Consider the following 21,300-nt stretch of genomic DNA (forward strand, 5'->3'; position numbering starts at 1 on the left):
CCTTTTTATCCTTACATGTAAGGGCTTTAAACTTGAATTATACGAAACTTTATTATAATCTCTCCTAACTGTCTACACCTAGGAGTATTGCAATGACACAAGAAGAGCTTGACGCGTTAATGGCCGGCGGTCTTGATGAGATTGGCGAAGAGGCTGCCCAAGAAGACTTTGCTGATGCAGAAGCAGAAGAGGCCTGCGAAGAGGAGGCGAGCCCGCCAGAGGCCGCCGAGGAAGAGTTTAGTGCCAGTAGCTACCGCATTTCTTCAAGCCTTTCATGGCCACCACCCCCACCAACCCAAGACCACAAAATGGTGCATCAACTCGATGATGTGACGCGGGATTCTGAAATCAAAGCAACCGAAGTTTTTGACAAGCTAGAAGCCATTAGTGCCGCCCTTGGCGAAGTGCAAAACGAAGCGAGCGAGGTAACAAGCACCCTTGATAACACCCTTGAACTTTTTTCGCTCTTGATGGAAAAATTCCCCAATGTGGAGCGTTTTGCTCAGGCGCAAGAGGAAATCTCCCAAGCAAAAGAAAAAATGGACGCGGTAATCATGAACACGCAAGTGGCTGAAGATGAGATTATGATGACCATGGATATTATGCAATACCAAGATATTCATCGCCAAAAAATTGAACGGGTTATTAACGTCATGCGTGCGTTGTCGCACTACATGAGTAGCTTGTTTGAGGGAAAAATCGAAGATTCTAAGCGGGTAAGTTCAGCGGTTCACATTGACGGAGATAGCACCACGGCGGATGTGGTTACCAACGAAGATATTGAAGCGCTTATTGATACCCTTGGAAAGAAATAATTGAAACGCCCTGAGCTGCTTTCCCCCGCGGGAAATCCTGAAAAATTAAAACTTGCCTTGGCCTATGGCGCGGACGCGGTGTACGGGGGCGTGAGCCACTTTTCCTTGCGCATTCGTTCTGGCAAAGAGTTTACTTATGAGAGCTTTGAAGAGGCAGTGGCGTACACCCACGCCTTGGGAAAAAAGATTTACGTGACCATTAACGGCTTTCCTTTTAATGCACAACTTGCTTTGTTGGAAAAACATATTTTGAAGATGGCGGCCATGAAGCCCGATGCTTTTATCATGGCAACCCCAGGGGTTGTGCGTCTTTCGCGCACCCTAGCGCCTCAGATTCCCATTCACCTTTCCACCCAAGCCAATGTGCTCAATTACCTTGACGCGCAAGTGTATTGGGACCTTGGGGTAAAACGCATCGTCGCGGCACGAGAGATTGGGCTTAAAGACTTGGCAGGCATCAAAGAAAAACTTCCTGATTTGGAACTTGAAGCGTTTGTGCACGGGTCTATGTGTTTTGCTTACAGCGGGAGGTGTTTGATTAGTTCGGTGCAAAGTGGTCGCGTGCCCAACCGTGGAAGCTGTGCTAATGATTGCCGTTTTCCTTACACCTTGTATGCGAAAAACGAAGAAACCGACACCTTGTTTCGCCTTGAAGAAGATGAAGCAGGCACCCATGTGATGAACGCTAAAGATTTAAATTTGGCAGTACATGTAGAAGAGATTATCCAAAGTGGGGTAGTGGATGCGCTAAAGATTGAAGGACGCACCAAAAGCCCTTATTATGTTGCGACAACGGCACGCGCTTACCGCATGGCCATTGAAGATGCGTTGGCGGGGGCGTTTGAGGCAAGTCGCTACGAAGAGGAGCTTAATACCACGAAAAACAGGGGCTTTAGCGATGGGTATTTGGTGCATCGTCCCTTTGAAAAGCACCACGCCCAAAACCTAGAAACTTCCATCATGGAAGGCTCCCTTCAAGTGTTTGGCCTTGTGGATGAAACGGGGGAAACCTTTCATGCCAAAGACACCGTAAGGCCGCAGGAGTGGTACGAGGTGATGTTGCCTTGGAATGCGCCCGTGCCTGATGCGTGCGAGAATGACATGGGGGAAATGTGTGTAAAAGAGGGGCGCGTGATGCTTCGTTTTGCGAAGATTCAAACCCACAATGGCAAAGTGTTAGAAGCGGTGCACAGTGGCAATACCCAAGCGGTTAAGCTACCTTGTGCGCTACCTGCTTTTTCTTTTTTGCGACGCTAGTACCAACCACACACGAAAGGACAGTAAGGATGAAATTTGTTTCGATTTTAATGGGAAGCAAGAGTGATTTTGAGGTCATGAACGAATGCGCCAAAACCCTTGAAAAGTTTGGCGTGAAGTATGAGATTTTAATCTCTTCGGCCCACCGTAGCCCTGAGCGTACGAAAACGTACATTAAAGAAGCGGAAGCCAAAGGCGCCCAAGTATTTGTAGCAGCAGCGGGAATGGCTGCCCATTTGGCGGGCGCTGTTGCTTCCATGACTACAAGGCCTGTGATTGGTGTGCCTATGGACGCCTCGCCGCTTCAAGGGATGGACGCTTTGCTTTCTACCGTGCAAATGCCAGGAGGAATGCCTGTGGGCACCGTGGCCATTGGCAGTGCAGGGGCTGTAAACAGTGCCTTTTTGGCGATGCAAATTTTGGCTTTAGCGGATGCGGAATTGGATGCGAAACTCAAAGAAGACCGCATTTTAAAAGCAAAAAAGGTAGAAACAGACTCAGAAGAGATTGAAGTTTTGCTCTCATAAAGGAAACCCTATGCAAACGTGGCTTGAGATTGACGAATTTTGCAAATTGGTGCATTTGGATAGGCAAAGTATTGAAGCGCTTATCCAAAAAGGCGAGCTCAAGTCTCGTGAGGAAGAAGGGGTAATGTTTGTAGAGGCCTCCGCAGGAACCCACAGCGTGGTTCCTGCGAGTACTGCGCCCACGTACTCCAAAGAAGGCACGCCACTCATTGGCACAGACTTTGTGGAAAAGACTATCGGAACCATCTTGGGCTTACACGAAAAAGTGCTTGATGCAAAAGATGAGACCCTAGAAGCCCTTAAGGGGGAAAACCGTTTTTTAAAAGAAGCGCTGTTTTCCATGCAAGAATTGTACGACGAAGACCGCAAGACCATCGAAACCTTGACGGAACAATTGCGCTATGCCCAAGAAGAAGTGGAATTTTTAAAACGCAAATACAAGCTCATGTGGAACCATGCGGTTGAAAACTACAAAAAAGAATCCTAGGTTACATGTAACGCTTTTTGGGGCACCTGCGTGTCCTTGGTGTGCAAAGGCAAAGGCTTTTTTTAAGCGTCACGGTATTTGGTACCGTTATGTTGACGTTTTGAAAGACCCCTTGGCGAAGTCTCAGTGTAATAAACACGGGTGTTTTCAGATTCCTGTCATCGTGGTGGAAAACCACTGGATGTGCGGGTTTAACGAAGGAACCCTAAAAAAAGAACTTGGAATAAAAGGATAACCATTGATGACATTTTCTCAAATGTTGCTCACATTGCAAGATTTTTGGCAAAAACAAGGGTGCACGATTGTGCAGCCTTATGATCATCCTGCAGGGGCGGGAACCTTCCATCCCGCTACATTTTTGCGTAGCCTTGGGCCAAAACCTTGGGCAACAGCCTACGTTGCACCCAGCCGTCGCCCAACCGATGGGCGGTACGGAGAGAACCCTAACCGCTTGGGCAGTTACTACCAGTTTCAGGTGCTCATTAAGCCAAGTCCTAAGGGTATTCAAGAGTTGTATTTAAAGAGCCTTGAAGTGCTTGGACTTGACCTTTCGCGCCATGATATTCGTTTTGTGGAAGACAATTGGGAGTCTCCAACCCTAGGGGCGTGGGGCCTTGGGTGGGAAGTGTGGCTTGATGGCATGGAAGTGACGCAATTTACATACTTTCAGCAAGTGGGCGGCATTCCTTGCGAGCCTGTTTCGGTGGAGATTACCTACGGTGTGGAACGTTTGGCCATGTATTTACAGCAAGTGGATTCGGTGTTTGATATCGTGTGGAATGAAAACAGTGCGGGAAAAACAACGTACCGCGATGTGCACCATCAAGGGGAGGTGGAGTTTAGTAAATACCACTTTGAAGTGGCCGACGTGTCCATGCTTTTGACCCAATTTACCAACGCGTCGGCGGAGTGTCAACGGTGTTTGGAAGCCAACCTTCCCTTGCCTGCGTACGATTACTGTTTGCTTGCCTCTCACACCTTTAACGTGCTAGACGCCCGCAAGGCGATTTCAGTAACTGAGCGCCAAAATTACATTTTGAAAATTCGCGAACTGGCCAAAGGGTGTGCGTTGGCGTACGTTGAGGCCAGCACAAAGTGAGCATGGCGTGAAACTCGCAGAGATTTACACCTACCTTGACACCCTGAGCCCTTTTGCAAGCCAAGAGTCTTGGGACAACAGCGGTTTGTTGGTGGGGTCGATGGAAGATGCGGTTGAGACGGTGTGCTTGTGCCTTGACGTGGATGAGTATGTGCTAGAAAGCGTGCCTGATGGGACGTTGATTATTGCCCATCATCCGTTGATTTTTAAAGGGCTAAAACGCCTGGATACTGGGTGCTATCCTGCCTCTTTGCTTAAAACCATGCTGCGCAGAAACATCGGACTTGTTGCCATGCACACGAACATTGACAAAAGCCATCTTAACCGTTACGTGTGCGAACACGTGTTGGAGTTTGAAGTGCTAAGCCAAGAAGAGTACGTGTGCGTATGCCGTTTTAAAGGAAGCTTTGAAGCACTTTCTTTACATGTAAAGAAAGTTTTAGGCGTGGAGCAGTTGCGCACCGTTGTTTTGGAAGGCGTAGTAGAAACCGTAGCGGTGACCACAGGTTCAGGGGGAGATTTGATAGGGCACATTGAAGCTTCTTGCTTTTTAACGGGCGACATCAAATACCACCAAGCCATGGAAGCCAAAGCCAATAACCTTGGATTAATCGACATTGGACATTTTGAGAGCGAGCGCTATTTTGGGGAAGTGCTCGCACCCCATTTGAAAAATTTTCCATTAAAAGTTATAATGTCGAATTCTAAAAACCCCTTCACCATCATTTAGCAGACCATAAGGACAAACACGTATGAATAAGTATTTGAAACAGTTAGTGCAACTTTCAACCATTGATCAAGAGATTGATGATTTTGGACCGCGCATTGAGAAGATTGAACGCGCACTTAACGGTGCTCAAGATGCCAAGAATGAAGCGCAAGCAAAGATGGACGAGTTAGCAGCGCAAACAAAAGAAGCACGGCTTAAAAAATCGCAACACGAATTACACCTTGCTGAGCTTTCTGACAAAATCAAAGACATTGCTAAAAAAGTTGGCGCCATCAAATCCGAAAAAGAACAAAAAGCCCTACAGCTTGAAGAAGAGATTTGCAAAGAACAGTGCGATTTTTCCAACGAAGAAATTAACCGCTTGGATAAGATTATTGATTCAAAAAACAGCTACTTAGAAGAAGCAAACGCCCAACTTGAAGCGGCCGCGCAAAAGGTAGCGGATGCGCAAGCAGACATTGCCACAGCGATGGAAAACATCGATAAAGAACGCGCAGATGTGTACGCAAAAAAAGAACAACTTGTGGGAGAGATGAGCCAGAAAATCTTGACCTTTTATGAAAAAATTCGCAAATGGGCAAAGAATACCGCCGTGGTTCCTGTGCGCAAACAAGCATGCTATGGCTGTTTTATGCGTGTAAATGATAAAACTTACGCCGCTGTGTTAAAGAGCGAAGACATTGTTACATGCCCACACTGTGGACGTATTCTTTACAAGGAAGCGGAAACGGCACAAGCGTGAGCATGTGGCTTCCTTTTATTTACGCGAGCGTTCTTACACTTGCGTATGTGGTGGCCCTTCCTTTCCTCTTTTTTCTTACATGTAAAGCCAAACACCGCCGCAGCCTCCCTGCGCGGTTTTGGCTTTGGAATAACCCTCCCTTTGACCATCACGACGTTTGGCTTCACGCGTGTTCCCTTGGTGAAGTCAACTCGCTTCTTCCTTTAAAAGCACAAGTAAAGGGCAAGGTGAGTATCAGTGCTATCACCCAAACAGGGTATGCTGCGGCGTGCGAGGTGGGGGATGAGGGGCGTTTTTTGCCCTTTGAAGTGTTGCTTCCGTGGTGGGTTGGCAAGCAAAAAGTACTGGTTGTTACCGAGGCAGAATTGTGGCTCATGCTTTTTGTGGTGGCCAAAAAAAGAGGGATGGCAACAGCCCTTATGAATGCGCGCATTAGTGATAAATCGTACCGTAGCTATTTGCGGTTTGGGTGGTTGTATCGGAGTATTTTTGCCCACGTGGATATTGTGTTTGCCCAGAGTGAAACAGACAAAGAGCGCCTTGTGCAACTGGGTGCGCGCCATGTGGTGGTGACGGGCAATATCAAGGCGGTGCATGTGCCTAAGGCAAAGGTGCATTACCCAAAACCTTCCAGGCGGGCGATTGTGATGGCTAGCACTCACGAAGGGGAAGAGGCGTTGCTTTTAGGAGCCTTTGTAAAAAAACCCTCGGACATGCTCATTGTTGTCCCGCGTCATCCTGAGCGCTTTAAGCGTGTGGACCTTTTGTTGGACGATTTGGCAAAGGAGCGAGGTTGGACGTACCGCCGTTTTTCCCAAGAAGGCTTTGGGGAGTGTGACCTCTTTTTGTGTGACACCATGGGCGCCTTGGTAGACATGTATGCTCTGGGCGATGTGAGTATTTTGGGAGGCTCTTTTGTGGAGGGGGTGGGTGGACACAACCCTTTGGAGCCAGCGTATTTTGGCAATGCCGTGATTTCAGGAAAACATATTTTTAACCAAAAAGCCTTGTTTGCCCAAGTTGAGGGTGCGCATCTTGTAGAGCTAGGGGCGTTGGCGGCGTTGTTGGAACAGCCCCTTTTGCCCGCCATTCCAAAACCCCACGACGCCCTTGGGCCTGTTGTGGCATTTATTAATCAAAAACTGGAGAAAAGAGAATGATAGAAGAGAAGGCGTATAAGCTTCTTGCTACGCAAGAGGGGATCTCTAACCGTGCAGCGAAAGAGATGATTGACCAAGGGTTGGTGTATGCTAAAGGAAAAAAAGTGCTTGTAGCACGGGGCAATCTTGCGGCGGACACGGAGTTTAAGGTAGAAAAACCCGCCAAGCCTGTAACGATTTTTGAAAATGATAAAGTACTCGTGCTTGACAAACCCGCCTTTGTGCTCTCAGAAGACCTTGCTACGAGCCATGGGTATCCGTTGCTGCACCGACTAGACAAAGAGACAAGCGGTGTTTTGATTTTAGTAAAAGACGAAGAATACCGCCAAGCGGCCATCGAAGAGTTTAAAGAGATGCGGGTGGAAAAGATTTATTTTGCGGCGGTGTCAGGAAAATGCATTGAGCCTGCACGTATTGAAGCACCGATTTTGACCATCAAAGGCAAAGGGGGCGCGGTGTCTAAGATTTCTGCCAATGGCAAACCTGCCTTAACCCTTGTGGAGCCATACCTTGTGGAAGGGAAACATTCCCTTGTTAAAGTTTCTATTCAAACAGGTAGAACCCATCAAATCCGCGTGCATTTACGCTCCATCGGACTTTCTATTTTAGGGGATGATAAATACGGTGGAAAGCAAGCAGACCGCGTGATGTTGCACGCGTATTCGGTCACGTTGTTTGGTCAAACCTTTAAAGCACCTCTGCCCAGCGCCTTTAAAAAGTACGGTTTTAGCGGAGTCTAAAGGTTCTTAAAGAAATTTTTCTGTATTATTGCACTCTTTTGTGCGCAAGCTAAATCAATCGTAATTTATAAAAGGAGCCGATGTGTTTGGAGTATTGAGTGAATCGTTTAAATCTGCCATTAATAAACTTCGTTTTGCAGATGATGATAAGGCACTCAAAAAAGCCCTCGAAACACTCAAAAAAGCCCTTTTAAAAGCCGATGTGCACCACAAGGTGACCAAAGAGCTTTTGCTAAAAGTCGAGGCGGACACTAAAAAAGCAGGCATCGGCCAAGCTGCTTTTTTGCAGGCCATTAAGGAGAACTTAACAACCCTTCTCACTGCCCCTGGCAACCAAGGGTTTGTGTACACTTCCAAGCCCCCAACGGTGGTGCTTATGAGTGGTTTGCAAGGGTCTGGCAAGACGACAACGACGGTGAAGCTTGGGACCTATTTGAAGCTAAGAAAGAAGAAAGTACTCATCGCAGCGTGTGACCTTCAGCGCCTTGCGGCAGTGGAACAGTTGAAGCAATTGTGTGCCCAGCACGAGTTGGATTTGTTTTATGATGAAAGCGGAACCGATCCTGTTGGGGTTGCTAAAAAAGCCCTAGAGAAGGCAAAAGCAGGGTTGTATGATGTGCTTTTGGTGGATACTGCAGGACGTTTGGCTATTGATGAGGCACTGATGGCGCAAATCAAGGCAGTTCACCGCGCCATTGCACCCCATGAAGTCTTTTACGTGGCCGATGCGCTTAGCGGTCAAGATGCGGTCAAAACGGCAGCGAGTTTTCACGAGGCGCTAGGCATCACGGGCGTTATTTTAAGCAAGTACGATGGCGATACCAAAGGGGGCGTTGCCCTAGGCATTGCCCATCAAGTGGGTGTGCCTTTGCGTTTTATCGGGATGGGTGAAAAAGCGGCAGATTTGGAAGCCTTTTTGCCTGAGCGTATTGTGGGACGCATCATGGGTGAGGGTGACCTTGCTACCTTGGCGGAAAAAACCAGTGCGGTGATTGACGAGAAGCAAGCCAAGCTGATGAACAAGAAAATCAAAAAAGGGGAGTTTAACTTTAATGATTTTCTGGACCAAATGGAGAGCATGAAAAAGCTTGGTAGTATGAAGTCCATGTTGGGGATGATTCCTGGTCTTTCGGGGATGGCAGACAAACTGAAGGATGTGGATTTAGAAAATTCCGTGGAAATGAAACGCATTAAGGCGATGATTGGTTCCATGACGCTAAAAGAGCGTGAAGCACCCGATTTGCTCAACAATAGCCGCAAGCGTCGTATCGCCGCAGGTGCGGGACTTTCCCAAGTGGAAGTGAACCGTTTTTTAAAACAATTTCACAATGCCGCTAAAATGGCAAAGAGGTTTTCGGGAAAACGTGGCATGCAAGACTTGCAAGCCATGCTAGGACAAAACGCTAGAGGCGGATTTCCGCGCTAGACGGTTTATTTGTGAAAGCGACGCTTTCATTACTAAGCCGTAAGACAAAAATTTCAAGGAGACCAACACAATGGCAACCGTAGTTCGATTAACCCGTATGGGAAGAAACAAAAAACCTTTTTACCGAATTGTTGTAACAGACAGCCGTAAGCGCCGAGATGGTGGCTGGATTGAATCAATTGGGTATTACAATCCATTAACACAGCCAGAGACCATTAACTTCGACCAAGAGCGTTTAGCATACTGGAAGAGTGTGGGTGCTAAATTGAGTGACAGGGTAACTAAAATTACCGGTAAATAACCATGGCACATGCATTTTTAGGCACGTTTGCTAAGTTGATTGTCAATCACCCAGAATTGGTGCGTGTAGAGCGCGTGGACGTTGATGAAACGTTCGCGGAAATTATCATTTATGCAGATAAAAGCGACACGGGAAAGCTGATTGGCAAAGATGGTAAGATGATAAACTCTTTAAAAACAGTAATCGCAGGCTACAAAGCTAAAAACGGCATGTCTTACCGTATTACTGTCAAAGCAAACGATGAGTGAACTGGAAGTTGCACAAATTGGTAAGGTTGTGGGGCTCAAGGGTGACCTAAAGCTTCACAGCCATAGCGATTTTCCAGAACAATTTCGCGTTGGTGCTACCTTTTACACCGCTTCAGGCTCCCCTTTGCGCATTTGCGCCTTTAACGCTCAAACCTTTCACGTTCGCTTTGCTGGCTATGAAGAAAGAGAGCGTGCTAGTACCCTGACCAATACCTTCTTGTACACAACCGTTGAGGCAACCAAGCAGACGTGCTCCCTTGGCGAGGGCGAATATTTTTGGTTTGACATCATCGGATGTCGGGTCTTAGAAAACGGGGAAGTGTTGGGCGTGGTTGAAGAAATTGAGCGTATTGGGACGCAAGATTATTTCTTGCTTTCCACCGCACCCCATTTGGTCGAACAAGGCCTTGCTTCTACTTTTTTAATCCCTTACGGGGATCGTTATGTCTTACATGTAAACGTTGATGCTAAAGAGATTCTTTCCAAAGACGCACGCGAGCTGTTAGAGAGTTTGTGATGCGCTTTAGTTTCGTGACGCTTTTCCCTAGCCTGATTGAAGGGTACTTTGCAGATTCGATTTTGGGACGGGCAAAGGCGGAGGAAAAGATTACACTAGACTACCTCAACCCCCGAGATTTTAGCCTTTCACGCCATAAAAAAGTCGACGATTACCAAGTGGGTGGTGGTGCAGGATTGTTGATGGGGCCACAGCCCTTGGATGATGCTTTGGCGAGTGTATTGGCAAATTCTCCGCGAGCCCATCTTGTTTTTCCAGCGCCTGCGGGCAAGCCTTTTACACAAAACGATGCGAAACGTTTGGCACGAAAAGAACATGTGGTGTTTGTGTGCGGGCGGTATGAGGGGATTGATGAGCGCATTGTGGAGCAGTATGCGGATGAGCTTTTTTCCATCGGGGATTACGTCTTAACGGGCGGGGAATTAGCAAGTATGGTGATGTGCGATGCCATTAGCCGAAACGTCGAAGGGGTGCTTGGAAATGACGCTTCTTTGGACGAAGAGAGCTTCGAGGGAGACCTATTGGAGGCCCCTTCGTTTACAAAACCTAACGAATTTAAAAAAAAGTGTGTTCCCTCAGAGTTTTTAAAGGGTAACCATGCTAGAATTGCAGGCTTAAAAAAAGTGATGGCGTGTGCAAAAACTCAGTTTTACAGACCTGACCTCTATGCAAATCAAACATTAACGTGTCAAAAAAAGGACCACCGATGAGAAATAAGTATATCGACGCATTTGAAAGCGCGCAAGTTGCTAGCAAAAATGTTCCCGATTTTCGAGGGGGAGACACCCTTCGCGTCGCCGTTATGATTAAAGAAGGCGAAAAACAACGTGTACAAAATTTTGAAGGCGTGTGTATTGCACGTCGTGGTACGGGTACAGGCGAAACCTTTATTATCCGTAAAATTGGCGCAAACAGCGTCGGTGTTGAGCGTATTTTCCCTATCTTTAGCGACTCTATCCAAGAGATTACGGTGCTTAGACGCGGACGTGTCCGTCGCTCTAAACTCTTTTACCTTCGTGGTCTTCGTGGTAAATCTGCACGTATTAAAGAACTTAAACGTCCACAATAACCTCCAAAAACAGCGTAGGTTTCCCTGCGCTGTTTCTTTTTTAACCCCTCTTTCGTAGTTTACATGTAACCTTCTTGTGTTACAATGCCTTATCTCCTTTCAAAGGGCGGTTATGGCAGACAAAATCTACGTCGTTGATACCAACATCATTCTTCAAAACCTCCAAAACATCAAAAACCTCTCCCAAGAAGGCAAAAACATCGTTGTTGTTCCTGAGACGGTACTGATTGAACTTGAGGAAAAAAAACGCCTCATGGACGAGCTTGGGTACCAAGCTAGGGAATTTGCACGCTTTATTGCCGAAGCGAAGGTTAAAGAAGTTGACCACGAGAACGCGTACAAGGTCGTCAAGCTTTTTCACGGTCCATACCAGATTCATCTCATCGCCAAATCCCACTACGACGCGGCCATTGAGTACAACCACACTTCCGAGAGCAACGACAAGCGCATTATCGAAGTGGCTGAGGTGGCGCGAGAGTACTACAAAGGACACAAGGTCATCTTTGTCTCCATCGACGTCTACGCGCGGATTTTTGGATTGTTTAAAAACATTAAAACAGAATCCTTGCACGAAGACCGCTCCGAAGTGCCCAAACAGCAGTTTTTCAAGACTATCGAGACTACTCAAGATGCGCTTAATGTGGCGATTTACAAACCCATTACGCACATTGACCCTGAGTACCGTCCCGATAATTTTTGCTACGAATTTGTCGTGGAAGATGGCAGTAAGGTTTACGCGCTGGTCTATAACGAAATGCTGCAAGTGGTGAGTGAGTTAGATTTTCGTGGCATGAAAGTTAAGCCTGTTAACACCCGTCAAAAATTCTTCATGAAAGCCATTTTGAGCAACCTGTATAATTTGCTTGTCATCGATGCCAAAGCAGGAAGCGGAAAGACGCTCATCGCCGTTGCTTCCGCGATGCGCCAAGTGGACAAGGGGCATTACGACAAGATTGTCTACGTGCGCAACTCTATTGAGAGTTTGGATAAAGGGGCAGATGTAGGGTATCTTTCGGGAAATGATGAGAAATTTCGCATCTACAACATGGCCTTGTACGACACCTTGGAGTTTATTGCTAAAAAAGCCCTAAAGCGCAATGAAAACAAAGAAGACGCCGAAGCTATTAGTTCTAAGATTGTGGAATTAACCCAAAAATACCGCATCGAAAAACTCTGGCCAGGAGAGGCGCGCGGACGGACATTGAGCGATGCAGTGGTGATTTTAGACGAGTGGCAAAACAGTTCAGAAAACACCACCCAACTTATTCTTTCGCGTCTTGATAATTCGTGTATGGCCATTGTTATTGGTTCAAACCGTCAAATCGACAATCCGTACCTCAACAAATACAACAATGGCCTCACTAGCCTTTTGAAGCTCACCACGCAAAAACATGAAGAACTGAACATGTTTGCCATTGACCTGCAAAAAGCCGTGCGGGGACGCTTTGCAGAATTTAGCGAGCGGGTGTACGAGAACAAAAAACGTTAAAACAAGGTGTACGCTTTTTTAAGGCGAACAACCCCTTCGACAATCTTTTCAGTGGTGGCATGGGTGAAATTTAGCCGCATGGTATTTTGCCCGCCACCGCAGGGAAAAAAGACCGAGCCAGGCACAAAAGCAACATGATGTTTAATGGCTTCATGAAACAACTCCATAGTGTCACGTCCGTCTTTTAAGCTTGCCCACACAAACATTCCCCCTTCTGGAACCTCTACATGTAAAGCTTCGCCAAAATGTTCTTTGAGTGCGCTTACCATGGTGTCACGTTTTTGCACGTAAGCGCGTTTGAGCCTTTTTTGGTGGGTGCGCAAGGTGTCGTTGGTCATCATCTCATGCAACACGCGCTGAAAAAAGTAACTGCTTTGCAAATCCGTACACTCTTTGAATTTAACGCACGCTTCGAGTGCTTCTTGGGGCGCATAGAGCCAACCTAGCCTAAAATCAGGAGCTGCAACCTTAGAGGCGGTGCCCAAGACCATCGTGCCCTCGGGGAAAAGGGTGGCGTAAGAAGGAGGCGTAGTTCCTTCATAGCGCAACGCGCCATAAGGGTCATCCTCAATAATCCACACCCCGTATTGCTTGGCTAGAGCGGCGACTTTGCGGCGCAATGGCGCGCTACATGTAAAGCCGGTGGGATTTTGAAAGGTAGGAATGGTGTAGAAAAAACGTATCGTACCTGTTTGAAACAACGCCTCAAGGGCTTGAATATCAGGGCCTTCGGGGCTAATAGCAACCGTGTGAATGGTGGCTTCGTGGGAGCGAAAAAGTTGCAAGGCAGCCAGGTAAGTGGGAGACTCCACTACGATGGCGTCTTTAGGATTCATGAGGGCGCGACAGGCTAAATCCAGTCCTTGTTGGCTCCCCGTGGTGATTAAAATATCCTTTGCGGATGCGGGAATGTCTTTGTACTGATACTGCGCCCCAAGGGCTTCGCGCAAAGGTAAAAACCCTTGGGTTGGGCCGTATTGGAACAAAGAGACATCCAACTCTTGCATCAACGACGCTATGGCCTCCTTGATGGGGGTGATGGGAAAAAGGTAAGGGTCAGGCAAGCCTCCTGCAAAGGAAATGACGCCTGGTTTTTGGGTGAGCGCCAAGATGTTGCGCACGAAAGAGTGTTTGATGCGAGATGCCCCGTGAGAAAGTTTCATAGGTTGCCCTTTAAAAAAATAGGTATTGCCGTGGTGTAAGTATAAAACAAGAAAAAAAATCAGAGTATCGCAAAAGTGCGATTTTCCTTGTTTAAAAGTGCGAATATGCTACAATCCTCCATGCAACGCCACACCACAACCCAATTGCACCGTGAAAAAATCAACGATGCGCTTTATAAGATTCATCTTGACATCGCGCAACCTTTACATGTAAAGGATATTGCCGCGTATGTTTCTACCTCCATGTACCATTTTAATCGGCTGTTTTACGCCCACATGGGCGAGCACGTGCATGGGTATATCAAGCGGGTGCGCCTAGAAAATGCGGCCAACGCCTTGTTGTTTAACCCTCAAATGGCGGTGCTTGAGATTGCCCATGCTTCGGGGTTTGGCTCAAGTGCTAGCTTTACACACGCCTTTAAGGGGCATTTTGGCACCACGCCTTCTCGGTGGCGCGAAGTGGACCAAGATAAGGATGCCCATTTACGCCCCATTTTACCCCTTTTAACGCCACCCAAGATTGTGCGTTTTCCTTCACGCAAAGTGGCGTATGTGCGTCATCTTGGTTATGACCGAAGCATCCAGCGCCCGTGGCTGAAGCTCTTTGAGTGGGCGCAAAAAGAAGGGGTTTCACCCCACGCGCCCATGCTGGCGCTACACCACAGTAACCCGCGGTTTGTGCCCTTGGAAAAGTGCCATTATGTGGCGTGTTTGGAGATTGAAAAAACCCATTTTGCCAAGGGGGAAGTGGGGATCATGCGCATCCCTGGCATGCTGTGTGCGGTGTTTCCCTTTGAGGGAGTGTTTGGGGATTTTTTAAAGCAAATGGACAGCGTGTATTACGAATGGCTTCCCCAAAGCGGCTTTGAAAAGTTGCCTTTGCCCGCCTTTACCCGTTACTACAAAAACCATTTTATGGCATCCGATGAAACCTATGTGCTTGATTTTTGTGTTCCTGTGAAGTACACATAACTCCCCTTTAGTTCCCCCGCGTTATAATGACCCCGAACGAAGTTTAGGAGCCCTATTGAAAACGTATTTGTCTCTTGCTGGCGCGCTTGTGCTTATGCTGCTTACCCTTCTTTTTGCAACACACCGTTATATTCTTTCGAGTTATTATGTGCTTGAAGCTTCTCAAAATGAACGGATTGTGGGGGCCTTGCTCCAAGGCATACACGCCCAAACCGATTTTGTAAAAAAAACATTAAAAGATTATGCGGAATGGGACGATACCTATGGGTTTATGCAGACAAAATCAAAAGAGTATGTGTATGCTAATTTCCGAGAAAACAGCCACACCCTTGAAAGTCTTGATGTGTACGCAATGGCTTTTCTTGATCTTGAACGCACGCTAGTATTGCCCGTGTTTTCCCCTAAACTCTCTAATCCTGAAGTGGTGGTGGAGAAGATGGTCGCGAGCAACCAAGAGGCTTCTCGGGGGTTTTTGTTTTTGGAGGGAGAGATCTATTTTTACGAGGAGCACCCTATTAACAACTCCGACACGAGCGCAGTTTCAAACGGGTGGTTGTTGGCCCTTGGGAAACTTGACGCGACGCTCTTGCTGGGCCAAAATCCAGAATTAGTGGAGATTGGCCTTTTGCCTTCTTTTGAAGTGCAAGGGGTGCCACAGCGTTACAGTATGGCAGGGCGTGGGATTGATGTCCTGACGCATCGGCAGCCTAGTAGCGTGGAGAATGTTATCATTCTTGGGCGCCACAGCAATGGAGAGGCTTATGGGCTTCGTACGCTACACTCCCGCGAAATGTTAGCGCAAGGAAAACAGGCGTTGTATTTGTTTTTACTTGTGGTCAGTAGCATGGCGACGGTGATTTTTTTACTCATCTTTTTTCGCCAAAAAGAGGCCCAAAAAGAAAAGACAATCTTAGAACAAACCGTTGCCTTGCGAACACAAGCCTTGCAAAACACCGCCCAAGAGCTTGAGCAAGTAGTGAAAAAGTTAGAACAAATTGCGTACGTGGACGAGCTTACGGGGGTGCAAACAAGGCGGAGTTTTTTTGAAACCATTCACCCGCTGTTAAGTCAAGCAGCCAAAGAGGAGAAAACCGTGTGCGTGGCGTTGATCGATTTGGATGATTTTAAACTCATCAACGACACTTACGGGCACGCAGCAGGCGATGTGGTGTTGCAACACTTTTGTGATGCCTGTCGCGGGTTTTTAGATGAGCGGATGCTGTTTGCGCGCATTGGTGGTGAAGAGTTTGTCATTAGTTTTTACGATATGTCTTTAAAAAAAGCCGAAAAAATTTGTTCGCAAATCCAGCATTACGTGGGCGAAACGCCTGTAAGTATAGATGCGCGCACCCATGTGTCGTACACGTTTAGTTTAGGCATTGCAGACAACAGTACCTCGCGCACCATTGACCAGATGCTACGCGAGGCGGACGAACGGTTGTACTCCGCGAAGTCCTTGGGAAAAAACATCATTCGAAGCCGAAGCTAGAGATTGCTGTAGCCGTGAAGACGTAGTTCGCGGCGTTTTTTGCCGTCGTGAAAACGGCGTTTTTCGACTTCGGTTTGGGGTTCAAGGGGCGGAACATACAAAGGCGTTCCCTCTTCGTCCACCGCCACCATGGTAAAAAAGCAGCTGTTGGTTTCGGTGACCGTGCCTTTATGAATATCTTCGGCAATGACCTTGATGCCCACCTCCATAGACGTTTTCCCGGTGTAGTTGACGCTGGCTAAAAAGGTCACCAAATTTCCCACAAGAATAGACTTTTGAAAGACCACTTGGTCGACGCTCACGGTGACTACATAATGCCCGCAATAGCGTGAAGCGCACGCGTAGGCCACTTGGTCGAGGTACTTTAAAATGTCGCCTCCGTGGACCTTGCCTGCAAAGTTGGCTTTATCGGGCGTCATGAGAACGGACATGGTGAGCTTGTGTTTTTCAAAGGGTAGCATTTCCACTAAAATATCCTTACATGTAAACTATTCAACGGCCACCACCTCTTTTTTGAGGGCTTCTTTATCGATTTCCCCTTGGCTAGGACTCGTCAGAGGCAAGCGCGGTTTGTAGAGAATGCGTGCGGGAAGCATGTGGTTGGGCAAGTGTTTTTTGAGTTCAAAGAGCAGTTCGTTTTTTGGAATCTCACTAAGGGCACTGTAGCACAAGACAATGGCTTCCTCGGTGGCTTCATCGGGAATGGAAAAGACCGCGCACTCTTTGACGGAGGGCACATGGTGGTACACTACCGTTTCAATCTCATAAGGACTAACGCGAAAGCCGCAAGATTTTATCATGTCATCTTTGCGGTCCACAAAGTACAAAAACCCTTCCTCATCAGCGTACACATAATCCCCGCTGGCTACGACAATCTCATCGGTAAGTTGCCCCTCAAGGTCAACCACTTCTTTGAGTATTTGCACACTTTTGAAGCGTTTAGCAGTGGCATCTGGCGCGTTCCAAAAGCCTTTGTAAATGTACCCGCCACGGTGAATCAGCTCGCCCACTTCGCGGGGTTTGCATGCTTTTCCCTCTTCGTTGAGCACGTATACTTCCACATCAGGAATGGGCTTGCCGATGGAGTTTGGACGGATGGCAAGCTGGGAAGGGTCGAGGTAGGTAGAGCGAAAGGCTTCGGTGAGGCCGTGCATGGAGTAAAATTTGGCCTTAGGGTAGAGGGCGGCACTGTGTTGGAGCATCTTAGGTGTGATTTTCCCGCCTGAGGAAGTGATGGTCCGCACGTGCCCCAAAAGCTCAGGATGGGGCAGGCGGTGGCTAGGTTCTTCATCGAACATCAACGAAAGGTGAATGGGCATAAGGGGAAGAATAGTTACCTTGTCTTGGATGAGGTGGTTAAAAAAATCCGAAGGAAGCACAAGGCGGTGCAAGGCGAGGGTGGCGTGCTTGTAGAGGGCGCAAAAAAGTTGGTTGAGGCCGTAGTCAAAGATGAAAGGCAAAATGCCTGAGATGACGTCATTTGTGCGGATGTCAAGGTACTGGGAAACCACCCGCGCCGAGTCGATGAGGTTACGGTGGGCAAGGACGATGCCATTGGGCAAGGCGGATGCGCCAAAGCTGTAGGTGATGGCGGCGTTGGCATGGCCAAGGATGTTACATGTAAAGTGCTTGGCGCAGCATTTGTAGATTTCCTCAAAAGAAACAAGGGCCTTATCACACGCTTCGTAGGTGATGATGGTGCCCTCAAAACTGCTCTCTTGTAAGGCGGGGAGTTTTTTAGCATCGGTTAACACGCAGCTAATGGCGCAATCTTGGATGATGTGTTCCACTTGTTCAGGTTTGAGGAGTCTGGAGATGGGCACAAGAATGTACTCTAGTGAGAGCAAGGCGTAGATGGCGATGCATTGCTCTAGGGTTTTGTGAGAATAGACCCCAACCCGCGCCCCTTTTGGAAGGCCAAGGCTTGCAAGGTAGGTGGCCACTTGGTTGACCTTTTCAAAAAGCTCGCCGTAGGTGATGCGCCGCTCTTTTTCAATGAGGGCAATAGCCTCAGGGCTCGTGTGTGCCGCGGTTTCAAGCAGGGTTCGGATGCAGTTAATCGACATGGTGTTCTCCTGTGATGCCAAGGGTCCAAATGGCGTAATGGGTGTCTAAAACCACCGCGGGAGCGTGGTGGAGGCCGAGGATTTTTTTGTAAAAAAAGTGCAAAATACTTTCGCACTCCTCTAGGCTAAGTACCTTAGTGATGCCGCCGGTGAGCACGATGCTCTCTAGGCGCTCGAGGCTCAAAGTAATGTAACCTTGGTGAAATTTAGAAGTTTTATACAGCACTAAAAAGATAGAGAGTTGCATGAGTACATGTAAGGCTTTTTCGCTGTGTTCTTCAAAGATTTTCTCCGTCACATCCAGCGTGCTTAAGAGTTCGTACACGTACTCGTTTTGTTTGGCCGCGTGGATGAGGCTCTCTTTGGATTTGTACACGCCTAGTTTCTTAAAAACCAAGCGGTCGTAAGCGTTGCCCGTGAGCAAGCGTTCGCTCACAAGGTCTTTGCTGTAGTGGATGTCCGTCGTCGCCCCGCCAATGTCAAGGACGATAAAGGGGTCCACCACTTCGAGTTGCTCCCCGATGCGCGGCAACGCGCGGTTGACGATGTAGGGCGTGGGGTAGATTTGGTTGGCGGTGATGGCGTAGAGTTCTTTAATCTCCTCTTTGCCCATGATGTCGGCTTGATAAAGGTTGGTCAGCGTGGTTTTAAGGGGCTCTTCTTGGATGTGCAAGCGCTCATCGATGATGTTGGGTAAAAGGACGGCATGGGGTAGGTTGGCGCGGATAAAGGGCGCATCTTGGGCCGTGCCCACATAGACAAGGTTGGTGTAGTTTAGGCTTTGAAGGTAGGTTAATAAAGCTTCATCAAACACTTCTCCTACGCCATCAATCCCGCCTACTAAAATGACCACATCAAGTACGTCGCCTGGAACGGGAGCGTGGGCGATGTCTTTGTAGAGCACGGTATCGATGATGTTGATGCCCGCGTTATAGGCAATGTTTTTGGCGTATTTGAGGCTAAAGGAGTGGGTTAAGCCGATGATGAGCGTGCTTAACCCGCCATTTGCAGAGGAGCAGATGTAGATCTCATCCTTGGGCACGCCTTGGAGCAATTCCCCGCATTTGGCACGCAAATCTTCGTGGATGGGGCGCGAAAAATCCCGAAAATGTTGGCTAAGACCATGGGCGGAGGCGGTTTTGATGTAGGTGCTTCCCACGTCGATTAACAATTTCATTGCATGACTCCAATGTCGTGGATGATTTTTTCGACCATGGCGGTTTTGTTTTCAAAGCTTCCCGCCTTTGCCCGCTCATATGCTAGGCAACGCGCAGGGATAGGCACATTGCCCGGTTCTACGATGCGAATCGACCCACTGGGGTCGCGCAGGGTTAAAATGGCGTTGTGGTTGATGATGTGGGGCGAAAAAGGCACGTCGATGATGCCTTGTTTGATGGCATTGAACGCCTTGCGCCATAGGGAGTCGGCGGGGTCGTTAAAGACCGCTTCCATGATGGCATGCACGGCAAGCTCTAAATGTTCTTCTTCTTCACCATCTTCAAACTGGGGCAAGCCTTGGACGATGCGTAGGATGTATTGGGTGTTGGCCACTGCTTGGGCGTTGCATTCCATGGTGGGGATGCCAAAGGCTTCGTCGCGGGTTTTGGTGATGATTTTATCGGCCCCTACCAATGTGGCGATGAGGGTGGCGGTGGTGATGAGCGCGTCAGAGAACTCTTTGTTGCGCGGAAACGCACCCATCCACTGGTGGTAGACTAGCTGTGTTTTTGCGCCCGCGCATCCGTGCAAGGCGGCGTAATGGGGGGCGAGTTTTTTGAGCACTTTAGCAGTGATGATGTCTTGGGAGAGCGAACCTGACTGGGAAAAACTCACGGAAAAACTCCGCACCCCCTCTTCTAAAGAAAGCAACATTTCAAGGAGTTGGATGACGATGGTGATGGCGGGTGGTACCAAGGTGGCGGTGAGCGGCCCAAAGGATTCGCGGTTGATGGGCAGGTTTAGAGTAGAGTAGTGGGCGCACACTTTTTCCACGTATTTCCAGTACAAAAAGGCCTTATCTAGTGGGAAGTTTTTGGAGTAAGGAAGCATGTAAGTGATGGGCCCGCCCTCAATCTCAAAAATCCCACTGGCAATGGCCGTTTCCACCAAGAGCCTTGCATCGGGTGTGCCATGGCGTAGGCTCACGGGGAGGTTGAAATGGGTCATCATTTTGCGCGTGGTACGGTAGCCATGGTTGATGAGCGGGTAGCCGTTGAGCATGTCGGTTTCGTTTTCTTCGGAGAGCATGAGCATTTTTTTGGCACTGGCGTAGTCGTTAAGGCGCGTGTGCGAATCAATAGTGATGGGCAACACGTCGATGCCAGCCCCCGCGAAAGTCTCGTAGAGTTTGAACATTTTTTGGTAGGTGGGAAAACCCCCGCGGGGTTGGACGAGCATCTTGGTTTTGGTGGCGTAGTGGTGAGAGATGAAGAGGTTTTTATCGGCCTTTGCGACAAACTCTTCTACCTCGGCAAAATCAAAATTGTCCACGTATTCGTTGGACACGATGGTCTGGCGCTCCCGCTCAAACAAACTCATGCGCGCTCCTTTAGGTAGGCTTCCAGACGGTCAAGGCCCGTGTTGAGGTCGATTTGGTGAAACACAAGGTCAAAGCCGTAGGCTTGGTATTTTGGCACGATGGTGTCGTGGTTGGCTTCGCCCACGGCAAGGTTGCCGCCAATCATAAAGGTGACATTGCCAAGGTCGCGTTGAGATTTGATGAAGGGCAATTCGCGGCACCATCCTTCGGCTTCGCCGTTGAGGGAAGAGATGAGCAAGATGTCGGCCTTAGTTTCGATGAGGGCGTCGATGAACTCATCAAGGGAGGTGTTGACGCCAAGGTTAAACACTTCAAATCCGCGGGCTTCAAGGGAGATGTGAATGAGACGGTTAGCAACAACGTGGATGTCGTTTCCGACCACGCCTGTGACGACTTTCATGGGCAAGCCTAGTGAGGGAGTGAGCATAGGGAATAATGGGGGAAATTGTATCAAAAATATCTAA

General features: G+C 48.2%; 25 protein-coding genes. 19 read left to right on the forward strand and 6 right to left on the reverse strand.

Annotation, left to right across the window (positions count from 1 at the left end):
- The first annotated feature begins 92 nt into the window (after positions 1–92).
- From AC5SLM_RS10430 to AC5SLM_RS10510, 17 genes are all read left to right on the forward strand, one after another.
- On the forward strand, positions 93–815 hold the full coding sequence (locus AC5SLM_RS10430) for a chemotaxis protein (RefSeq protein WP_495250897.1): 723 nt from the start codon (positions 93–95) through the stop codon (positions 813–815).
- Positions 816–2,072 (forward strand): peptidase U32 family protein, encoded by a 1,257-nt coding sequence (locus AC5SLM_RS10435; RefSeq protein WP_495250898.1) that lies wholly within the window; start codon positions 816–818, stop codon positions 2,070–2,072.
- 29 nt (positions 2,073–2,101) lie between these two features.
- On the forward strand, positions 2,102–2,599 hold the full coding sequence (gene purE / locus AC5SLM_RS10440; protein WP_495250899.1) for a 5-(carboxyamino)imidazole ribonucleotide mutase: 498 nt from the start codon (positions 2,102–2,104) through the stop codon (positions 2,597–2,599).
- A 10-nt stretch (positions 2,600–2,609) separates the two neighbouring features.
- Entirely contained in the window at positions 2,610–3,086 is a 477-nt protein-coding gene (locus tag AC5SLM_RS10445; protein ID WP_495250900.1) for a DUF3972 domain-containing protein, read from the forward strand.
- A complete protein-coding gene (locus AC5SLM_RS10450) occupies positions 3,061–3,321 on the forward strand; it encodes a glutaredoxin family protein (protein ID WP_495250901.1) in 261 nt (86 codons plus the stop codon). The genes AC5SLM_RS10445 and AC5SLM_RS10450 overlap by 26 nt, the downstream gene beginning before the upstream one ends.
- Positions 3,322–3,324: 3 nt before the next feature.
- Positions 3,325–4,185, forward strand: coding sequence for a glycine--tRNA ligase subunit alpha (gene glyQ, locus AC5SLM_RS10455; protein WP_495250902.1), 861 nt, complete (start codon positions 3,325–3,327; stop codon positions 4,183–4,185).
- A gap of 7 nt (positions 4,186–4,192) precedes the next feature.
- Complete coding sequence (locus AC5SLM_RS10460) at positions 4,193–4,915, forward strand: Nif3-like dinuclear metal center hexameric protein (RefSeq protein WP_495250903.1); 723 nt, start codon at positions 4,193–4,195, stop codon at positions 4,913–4,915.
- 22 nt (positions 4,916–4,937) lie between these two features.
- Positions 4,938–5,657 (forward strand): zinc ribbon domain-containing protein, encoded by a 720-nt coding sequence (locus AC5SLM_RS10465; RefSeq protein WP_495250904.1) that lies wholly within the window; start codon positions 4,938–4,940, stop codon positions 5,655–5,657.
- Entirely contained in the window at positions 5,603–6,817 is a 1,215-nt protein-coding gene (waaA, locus tag AC5SLM_RS10470) for a lipid IV(A) 3-deoxy-D-manno-octulosonic acid transferase (RefSeq protein ID WP_495250905.1), read from the forward strand. Before AC5SLM_RS10465 ends, waaA begins: the two co-directional genes overlap by 55 nt.
- Positions 6,814–7,557 carry an RluA family pseudouridine synthase gene (locus tag AC5SLM_RS10475; RefSeq protein ID WP_495250906.1) on the forward strand — a complete coding sequence of 248 codons (744 nt, stop codon included), beginning with the start codon at positions 6,814–6,816 and terminating at the stop codon, positions 7,555–7,557. The genes waaA and AC5SLM_RS10475 overlap by 4 nt, the downstream gene beginning before the upstream one ends.
- 82 nt (positions 7,558–7,639) lie before the next feature.
- Positions 7,640–8,983: a signal recognition particle protein gene (ffh, locus tag AC5SLM_RS10480; RefSeq protein ID WP_495250907.1), complete on the forward strand. Its 1,344-nt coding sequence runs from the start codon at positions 7,640–7,642 to the stop codon at positions 8,981–8,983.
- A 70-nt stretch (positions 8,984–9,053) separates the two neighbouring features.
- Positions 9,054–9,284 carry a 30S ribosomal protein S16 gene (gene rpsP / locus AC5SLM_RS10485; RefSeq protein ID WP_495250908.1) on the forward strand — a complete coding sequence of 77 codons (231 nt, stop codon included), beginning with the start codon at positions 9,054–9,056 and terminating at the stop codon, positions 9,282–9,284.
- A gap of 2 nt (positions 9,285–9,286) precedes the next feature.
- Positions 9,287–9,532 carry a KH domain-containing protein gene (locus AC5SLM_RS10490; RefSeq protein ID WP_495250909.1) on the forward strand — a complete coding sequence of 82 codons (246 nt, stop codon included), beginning with the start codon at positions 9,287–9,289 and terminating at the stop codon, positions 9,530–9,532.
- Positions 9,525–10,049: a ribosome maturation factor RimM gene (rimM, locus tag AC5SLM_RS10495; protein WP_495250910.1), complete on the forward strand. Its 525-nt coding sequence runs from the start codon at positions 9,525–9,527 to the stop codon at positions 10,047–10,049. Before AC5SLM_RS10490 ends, rimM begins: the two co-directional genes overlap by 8 nt.
- Positions 10,049–10,759: a tRNA (guanosine(37)-N1)-methyltransferase TrmD gene (trmD, locus tag AC5SLM_RS10500; protein WP_495250911.1), complete on the forward strand. Its 711-nt coding sequence runs from the start codon at positions 10,049–10,051 to the stop codon at positions 10,757–10,759. Before rimM ends, trmD begins: the two co-directional genes overlap by 1 nt.
- Positions 10,756–11,118: a 50S ribosomal protein L19 gene (gene rplS / locus AC5SLM_RS10505; protein WP_495250912.1), complete on the forward strand. Its 363-nt coding sequence runs from the start codon at positions 10,756–10,758 to the stop codon at positions 11,116–11,118. Before trmD ends, rplS begins: the two co-directional genes overlap by 4 nt.
- Positions 11,119–11,230: 112 nt before the next feature.
- The gene (locus tag AC5SLM_RS10510) at positions 11,231–12,607 is read left to right on the forward strand and encodes a PhoH family protein (protein WP_495250913.1); all 1,377 of its coding nucleotides are present in this window, start codon (positions 11,231–11,233) and stop codon (positions 12,605–12,607) included.
- Here the strand turns inward: AC5SLM_RS10510 and AC5SLM_RS10515 are convergent.
- The gene (locus AC5SLM_RS10515) at positions 12,604–13,770 is read right to left on the reverse strand and encodes an aminotransferase-like domain-containing protein (protein WP_495250914.1); all 1,167 of its coding nucleotides are present in this window, start codon (positions 13,768–13,770) and stop codon (positions 12,604–12,606) included. The genes AC5SLM_RS10510 and AC5SLM_RS10515 overlap by 4 nt on opposite strands.
- A gap of 105 nt (positions 13,771–13,875) precedes the next feature.
- Here AC5SLM_RS10515 and AC5SLM_RS10520 point away from each other — a divergent pair, with 105 nt between their 5' ends.
- Both AC5SLM_RS10520 and AC5SLM_RS10525 read left to right on the forward strand, forming a co-directional pair.
- Complete coding sequence (locus AC5SLM_RS10520; protein ID WP_495250915.1) at positions 13,876–14,742, forward strand: AraC family transcriptional regulator; 867 nt, start codon at positions 13,876–13,878, stop codon at positions 14,740–14,742.
- A 55-nt stretch (positions 14,743–14,797) separates the two neighbouring features.
- Entirely contained in the window at positions 14,798–16,231 is a 1,434-nt protein-coding gene (locus AC5SLM_RS10525; protein WP_495250916.1) for a sensor domain-containing diguanylate cyclase, read from the forward strand.
- Here AC5SLM_RS10525 and AC5SLM_RS10530 read toward each other — a convergent pair.
- Genes AC5SLM_RS10530 through glmS form a run of 5 tightly spaced genes read right to left on the reverse strand, consistent with a single transcriptional unit; the run spans position 16,228 to position 21,236 of the window.
- Positions 16,228–16,692 (reverse strand): acyl-CoA thioesterase, encoded by a 465-nt coding sequence (locus AC5SLM_RS10530; RefSeq protein ID WP_495251036.1) that lies wholly within the window; start codon positions 16,690–16,692, stop codon positions 16,228–16,230. The genes AC5SLM_RS10525 and AC5SLM_RS10530 overlap by 4 nt on opposite strands.
- Positions 16,693–16,719: 27 nt before the next feature.
- Entirely contained in the window at positions 16,720–18,297 is a 1,578-nt protein-coding gene (locus AC5SLM_RS10535; RefSeq protein WP_495250917.1) for an AMP-binding protein, read from the reverse strand.
- A complete protein-coding gene (locus AC5SLM_RS10540; protein ID WP_495250918.1) occupies positions 18,287–19,474 on the reverse strand; it encodes a glutamate mutase L in 1,188 nt (395 codons plus the stop codon). Before AC5SLM_RS10540 ends, AC5SLM_RS10535 begins: the two co-directional genes overlap by 11 nt.
- Positions 19,471–20,835 carry a methylaspartate mutase gene (locus tag AC5SLM_RS10545; RefSeq protein WP_495250919.1) on the reverse strand — a complete coding sequence of 455 codons (1,365 nt, stop codon included), beginning with the start codon at positions 20,833–20,835 and terminating at the stop codon, positions 19,471–19,473. The genes AC5SLM_RS10540 and AC5SLM_RS10545 overlap by 4 nt, the downstream gene beginning before the upstream one ends.
- A complete protein-coding gene (glmS, locus tag AC5SLM_RS10550; protein WP_495250920.1) occupies positions 20,832–21,236 on the reverse strand; it encodes a methylaspartate mutase subunit S in 405 nt (134 codons plus the stop codon). Before glmS ends, AC5SLM_RS10545 begins: the two co-directional genes overlap by 4 nt.
- Positions 21,237–21,300: the final 64 nt, after the last annotated feature.

The organism is Sulfurospirillum sp. HTRB-L1 (assembly GCF_059415125.1).